This window comes from Agriterribacter sp. (assembly GCF_035444585.1).
Lineage (GTDB): Bacteria > Bacteroidota > Bacteroidia > Chitinophagales > Chitinophagaceae > Agriterribacter.
The window spans coordinates 1-6,700 of the sequence record NZ_DAOMOZ010000051.1 but is presented as its reverse complement, the minus strand read 5'-3'; the positions used below and the strand labels follow the sequence as shown (position 1 = coordinate 6,700).

The following is a 6,700-nucleotide window of genomic DNA, read 5'->3' as shown; positions in this document are numbered from 1 at the left end:
ATGATCCTATGTGTTGAGAAAAAAACTTTAACACATAGGTACAGCAGGAACATAGAAACACAGTAGAAGAAGTAAAATTATGTAATAAGATAAAGCCCTATGTGCCTATGATCCTACGTGTTGAGAAAAAAGCTTTAACACATAGGCACAGTAGGAACATAGGAACACAGTAGAAGAAGTAAAATTATGTAATAAGATAAAGCCCCATGTGCCTATGGTTCTATGTGTTGAAAAGAGAGCGTAACCAAAAAAAACACCATAATGAAAAACACCCAACAGTACCTTGACGAGCTTACCTATAAAATTATAGGATGCGCCATTGAAGTACATAAGCAACTAGGACCGGGTTTATTGGAAAATGTATATGAACAATGTTTTATCCGGGAATTGTCTCTGCAGGGACTCGATCATAAAACACAAATATGGATACCTGTGTTTTATAAGGGTTTGCGTTTGGAAACACAATTAAGATTAGATGTTTTAGTAGAAGACCTGATAATAGTAGAGCTTAAGTCCGTTGAACATTTGATGGCAATACACGATGCCAAACTGTTAACCTACATGAAGCTGATGAAGCGGCCAAAAGGAATACTGATCAATTTTAATTGCACCAATATATTTAAAGAAGGGCAAAAGACTTTTGTAAATCAATTGTATGCCAACCTGCCATATGAATAATTGTGGTACGCCGGAAAGAAGAGCGGTGCATAATTGGTAAAAAGAAAAAATAACCGGAAATGAGGCATTCTTACTTTCCGGCGATAAAATAAAAGGTATGACTCAAAAAGAATTGCATAACCAGCGGCTGATTAGTGAGGCCAATCATGAAACCCTGCGTTTCGTAACGCGCAGGCATTTTTTAAAAGACAGCATTACCGGTTTGGGCGCCATGGCGTTTGGATCGTTATTGAGCGGTTGTGATTTCTGGAGCTCAAAAGGAGCAGGTGTAAATGCTTTTGACAGCAACAATCCATTGGCGCCACATCCTCCCATGTTCCCCGGGAAAGCAAGATCCGTGATCTATCTGCATATGGCAGGCGCTCCGTCGCAACTGGAGATGTTTGATTATAAGCCCGATCTTATGAAGTTAGACGGGTTGGAATGTCCCCAATCTTTACTGGAAGGCAAACGCTTTGCATTTATAAGAGGTGTGCCCAAAATGCTGGGGCCGCAGGCACATTTTAAACAACGCGGACAAAGTGGGGCATGGGTATCGGATCACCTGCCACATTTTGCAACGGTAGCCGATGAAGTGAGCTTTTTAAAAGCGGTGAAAACAGACCAGTTTAATCATGCGCCTGCCCAACTGCTTATGCATACAGGTGGTGCCCGTTTGGGCAGGCCAAGTATGGGCTCATGGGTGAGCTATGGTTTGGGAACAGAAAACAGTAACCTGCCCGGTTTTGTTGTACTTACTTCGGGTGGTAAAAATCCTGATGCAGGAAAAAGCGTTTGGGGCAGCGGTTTCCTGCCTTCCGTTTACCAGGGTGTGCAGTGCCGCTCCGAAGGGGATCCGGTACTTTTTATTAATAATCCGGAAGGAATAGATAAAGATATGCGCAAGGCATCTATTGATGCCATCAACAGGGTAAACCAGCAGTCGTACGAAGAGTTTAAAGATCCAGAAATATTATCGCGGATATCCCAATATGAAATGGCTTATAAAATGCAGATGTCGGTGCCCGAAGCAATGGATATCAGTGACGAACCGGAGTATATACATGAAATGTACGGTACCAGGCCGGGGCGCACAAGTTTTGCCAACAATGTGTTACTGGCAAGAAAATTAGTGGAAAAAGGCGTAAGGTATGTGCAGCTCTTCGACTGGGGCTGGGATTCGCATGGAACAAGCCCCGCCGATTGCCTGGAAATTGGGCTGATCAACAAATGCCGCTCTATAGACCGGCCCATAACTGCCCTGTTGCTCGATCTTAAACAAAGAGGCCTGCTGGATGAAACATTGGTGGTATGGGGCGGAGAATTTGGCCGCACACCTATGCAGGAAAACAGGGATGGAAAGGAAATGCCTTTTAAAGGAAGAGATCACCACGCCGAAGCATTTACAATGTGGATGGCAGGGGGAGGCATCAAAAAAGGGTTCAGCTATGGAGAAACCGATGAAATAGGCTATAGTGCCAGGAGCGGAAAAGTAGAGCCCAATGATATACAGGCAACGGTACTGAACCAGTTGGGTTTTGATCATGAAAAATTTGTTTACGAGTTCCAGGGACGGCCGTTTCGTTTAACCGATGTAAGCGGGAGGGTGATAAGCGAAATTGTAGCATAAAACCATTAACTGTATTCCTTATCACTTACTACTTACCACTTACCACTATTTATGCCTTTAAACCGGATAAAATTTATTTCAACAACTGCCGCCTTTGGCGGAGCAATGATCGCACCTTTTCAACAACCGGTAATGGATAAACCCGCTTTCGCCCTTCCTGCCGATTTTATGCCGTTAATAATGGCAACCAATTGGGGATTTGAGGGAACAACAGATGATTTTTGCAGCAAAGCCAAAAAGGAAGGCTATGATGGAATAGAAATGTGGTGGCCAACCGAAAAAAAGCAACAGGATACATTGTTTGCTGCATTGCAAAAGCATGGGTTAGCAGTTGGTTTTTTATGCGGATCGGGCAATAGCCATTTCGAAAAGCACCTGGAGCAATTTCAGAAAATGACAGATGCGGCTGCCACGCAGCAAATACAAAAGCCATTGTACATCAATTGTCATTCGGGCAGGGATTATTTTTCGTTTGAGCAGAACAGGCAGTTTATTGAATATACTATCGGTGTGTCAAAAAAAACGGGCATACCGATAAGTCATGAAACGCATCGCTCGCGCATACTGTACTCTGCTCCCATAGCGCGTCAGTTTGTAGAGACCATTCCCGGGCTGCGTATAACGCTCGACATTTCTCATTGGTGTAATGTACACGAATCATTATTGGATGACCAGCAGGAAACCACACAATTGGCATTGTCGAGGGTTGATCATATTCATGTAAGAATAGGTCATCCCGAAGGTCCGCAGGTAAATGATCCCCGTGCACCCGAATGGGAAGCAACGGTTAAACGCCATTGGCAGTGGTGGGATAAGGTAGTGGAACTGAAGATCAGGCAGGGAATGAAAAAACTGACTTTCCTTACGGAATTTGGGCCACCCGATTATCTTCCCGCACTTCCATATACACGACAGCCGCTGGCAGATCAATGGGCCATTAACGTATACATGAAAAACCAACTGAAGAAAAGATATTCCGGTCAATAAAAAAACTATTCCGCAGCTTTTATGATACTACTCAGCATTTCAGGTTTCTTCGGTCGTTTTCATCCCTTGCTCGTGCATCTGCCTATTGGCATTTTATTATTGGGTGTTATACTGCACTGGCTCAGCCGCAAACCGCAGTTCAGTACCATTCGGCCTGCCGTTAGCGTTACTTTATTGCTGGGCGCTGTTAGTGCTGTATTGTCCTGTATCAGCGGCTGGTTACTGGCAGCCGGGGGAGAATATGATGCAACTATCTTAGACCGGCACCGGTGGATGGGTATAGGAGTTGCCGTAGTCGCCATTTTATATTACATAATATATATAGAAAAATTTTCGTTCCGGTTCCATCCGGCCCTGCCTTACGTGCTTTCCGTGGTCTTGTTTATGCTGATCACTTTTACGGGGCACCTGGGAGGAACGCTTACTCACGGCGAGGGATACCTTACACAGGATATCGGAGAGCCTGATGATATAAAAGAAGTAAAGAAGATCATTCCCGATGTGCAGGAAGCCCATGCATATAATGATATTATACAGCCGGTATTACAGAACAAATGCTATAACTGTCATGGCCCATCGAAGCAAAAAGGCAAATTGCGTTTAGACAGCAAAGAAATGATCGAAAAGGGCGGAGAAGACGGCAAAGTGCTGGTGGCGGGCAAAAGTGCCGAAAGCGAATTGTATAAAAGGCTAACACTCGATTTACTTGAAAAGAAGCATATGCCGCCTAAAGGCAAGTCGCAGCCTTCGGAAGCGGAGATCAACCTGATCCATTGGTGGATCAGTACGGGTGCCAGTTTTGATAAACCAGTAAAAGCCCTGCCGCAGGGTGAAAAGATAAAACCGTTGCTTATCGCTTTGCAGAGTGACCATCAGCATGCGCCATCAAAACCCCAGGTGCCCGAAGCTCCCGTAGCAGAAGCCCCGGAGCAGGCGGTTAACAAATTAAAAGAACTGGGCGTTACCGTTGTTCCGGTGTCAACGGGCAGTAACTATCTTTCTGTTAATTTTTTGGATTCAAAAAAGATCGGTAACGAAGAAGTGAAGCTGCTGGAGCCACTTGCACCACAGTTGATATGGTTAAAATTGGGCAATACTGCCATTAACGACAGCGCTATGACTACCATTGGTAAGCTACCCGTTTTAATTAAGCTGAGCCTCGACAATACCCCCATCTCTGATAAGGGGCTTGCTATGCTGCAATCTTTATCAAAATTGCAATACCTGAATGTGGTAGGAACAAAGATCACAGCCGGAGGGCTGCAGGCTTTAAAAAACCTGCCGGAATTACATACCCTTTATTTATATAGAACGGCTGTGGATGGCGCAGATCTGGCATCATTGAAACAAGCCTTTCCCAAAGCTGTTCTGGATACAGGCGGGTATACACTGCCTTTGCTGGAAGGAGACACAACACTGATTACACAGAAAAAGTAATTACCTGGCATTTGCCAGATCCACCAGTTTTTTGATATCGGTGATAAATATTTTTCTGCCCTTTGTTTTAACCATCCCTGCATCTTTAAATTCGCTCAGCACCCTTACTACATTTTCCCGGGCGGTACCTGCAAGGCTGGCCAAATCGTCCCTCGATATGTTGATTTCTACTGCCATGCCGGGTTCAAAATTCACTTTGTATTTTTCTCTAAGTACAATTAACTGCAATGCCAGTCTTTCACGAACCGAGTTTTGTGCAAATAAAGTAATGCTGTTGGCCAATACCGAAAACTCATGGCTGAGTGTTTTCAGCAGCCTGTTGTTGAGAACGGCCGATTGCTGTAGGCAGTCCAAAAAATCTTCCTTTGGTATAAAGGCAATCGTACTTTCTTCCAGTGTTGCAGCCGAATCGGGGTAGCGGTATTCCGATAAAATGGCGTGGTAGCCGATTAACTCACCGGTGTTGGCTACGTAAATGATCTGCTCCCTGCTGTTTTTATCTGTTTTGTATTTTTTTACCTTGCCTTCAACAATGAAGTATATCCCTGCAGGGTAGCCCCCTTCCCGGAAAAGGATCTCTCCTTTTTTATATACATGTTCACTTTTACCTGCCATAAGACGGTCAAGGTCGGCGACAGGCAGATCGGCTAAAATAGACGCGCTCTTGAAATTCCATTTGTCTATTGGAAAAATGCCCTGGATACTCATTGTGCAAAACTACCTTTAAAAATATTGATATTGATCACCTCATGCGGTGATAAGTTTTACCGCATAAAGAATAATTGATATGTAATTTTGCATGCAGCTATCAGGGGGGTGAAATATATATTTACACCGCATAATATGGGTTGTGATTCAATAATGCAGAACAGTAAGACATATTAAAGTTCAATAATGACCATGCATGTAAATGAAAAGAAATTGCCCGTTAACAGGTTTTTCGGCTCCGATAACAGGTTTAATACCCTTTACCCCGAGCCGATCCGCTTGTTGGCTTCACGGCATTGGACGCCTTTGAATGTGGCAAGAAAAGCCTCCTTCTTTTTGGCGGCCGAAAAGGGGGTGCGTATTCTGGATATCGGCAGCGGAGTGGGTAAATTTTGCCTAAGTGCGGCGTATTATTCTCCCAATGCGCACTTTTTTGGTATTGAACAGCGCAAAGACCTGGTGGGGTATGCACAAGCTGCAGCAAATACCCTGGACTTACGGAATGTTTCTTTCATTCATGGAAATTTTACCCAACTCAATTTGCGCAATTACGATCATTTCTATTTTTATAATTCATTTTATGAAAACCTGGCAGGTACCGATAAAATAGATGAGCGTATTGTATACTCGGGCGAGCTGTATAATTATTATAACCGTTATTTGTATAAACAGTTAGAGCAAATGCCTGCCGGAACAAGGTTGGCTACATTTTACAGCCTCGAAGATGAAGTACCCGCGGATTATCATGTGGTAGGCTCGGAAATGGATAATCTTTTGAAATTCTGGGTTAAGGTATGAGCGCTTTTTATGCCGGGTGAAACGTGAGAAATGAAGGGATGTGTGAATGGTGAATAGTGAGACGTGGGAGAGGTAGCAGCAAGCCCATTATCAGTGGTTCATAGCCCAAAGCTCACGGCTGAAAGTTTAGAGATGAAATTCACTATCGCCTATTACCTGTTCACTATATAAAAGATCTGATGAATCAACCTGCATATATGTTCAGGCCTAAATTGTTCGATACCTTAAGGCACTATAACAGGCAGCAGTTTACCAAAGATGTGATGGCAGGCTTGATTGTAGGTGTGGTAGCCCTGCCGCTTGCCATTGCTTTTGCGATAGCTTCAGGTGTATCGCCCGAGAAAGGATTGTATACTGCAGTGATTGCGGGTTTTATTATTTCAGCGCTGGGCGGCAGCAAGGTTCAAATCGGTGGTCCTACAGGTGCATTCATTGTAATTGTATATGGCATTGTTCAGCAGTTTGGCATTAATGGTTTAATTA

At 43.9% G+C, this 6,700-nt stretch carries 7 protein-coding genes; 6 read left to right on the top strand and 1 reads right to left on the bottom strand.

Translation table 11 applies throughout. The features are described from left to right. Positions 1–261 precede the first annotated feature (261 nt). The 4 genes from PLH26_RS07750 (at position 262) to PLH26_RS07735 (ending at position 4,711) form a co-directional block, all read left to right on the top strand. A complete protein-coding gene (locus tag PLH26_RS07750) occupies positions 262–678 on the top strand; it encodes a GxxExxY protein (RefSeq protein WP_324585437.1) in 417 nt (138 codons plus the stop codon). Between the two features lie 97 nt (positions 679–775). Further along, complete coding sequence (locus PLH26_RS07745) at positions 776–2,287, top strand: DUF1501 domain-containing protein (RefSeq protein WP_324585436.1); 1,512 nt, start codon at positions 776–778, stop codon at positions 2,285–2,287. Positions 2,288–2,338: 51 nt separating this feature from the next. Continuing rightward, positions 2,339–3,274 carry a sugar phosphate isomerase/epimerase family protein gene (locus PLH26_RS07740; protein ID WP_324585435.1) on the top strand — a complete coding sequence of 312 codons (936 nt, stop codon included), beginning with the start codon at positions 2,339–2,341 and terminating at the stop codon, positions 3,272–3,274. Positions 3,275–3,295: 21 nt separating this feature from the next. Next, complete coding sequence (locus tag PLH26_RS07735; RefSeq protein ID WP_324585434.1) at positions 3,296–4,711, top strand: c-type cytochrome domain-containing protein; 1,416 nt, start codon at positions 3,296–3,298, stop codon at positions 4,709–4,711. Here PLH26_RS07735 and PLH26_RS07730 read toward each other — a convergent pair whose 3' ends face one another. Next, entirely contained in the window at positions 4,712–5,419 is a 708-nt protein-coding gene (locus PLH26_RS07730) for a Crp/Fnr family transcriptional regulator (protein ID WP_324585433.1), read from the bottom strand. A gap of 186 nt (positions 5,420–5,605) precedes the next feature. Between PLH26_RS07730 and PLH26_RS07725 the strand changes: the two genes are divergently transcribed. Both PLH26_RS07725 and PLH26_RS07720 read left to right on the top strand, forming a co-directional pair. Continuing rightward, positions 5,606–6,217, top strand: coding sequence for a methyltransferase domain-containing protein (locus tag PLH26_RS07725; protein WP_324585432.1), 612 nt, complete (start codon positions 5,606–5,608; stop codon positions 6,215–6,217). Between the two features lie 197 nt (positions 6,218–6,414). Then, on the top strand, positions 6,415–6,700 hold a 286-nt coding region (locus tag PLH26_RS07720; protein ID WP_324585431.1), incomplete at its 3' end, for a SulP family inorganic anion transporter.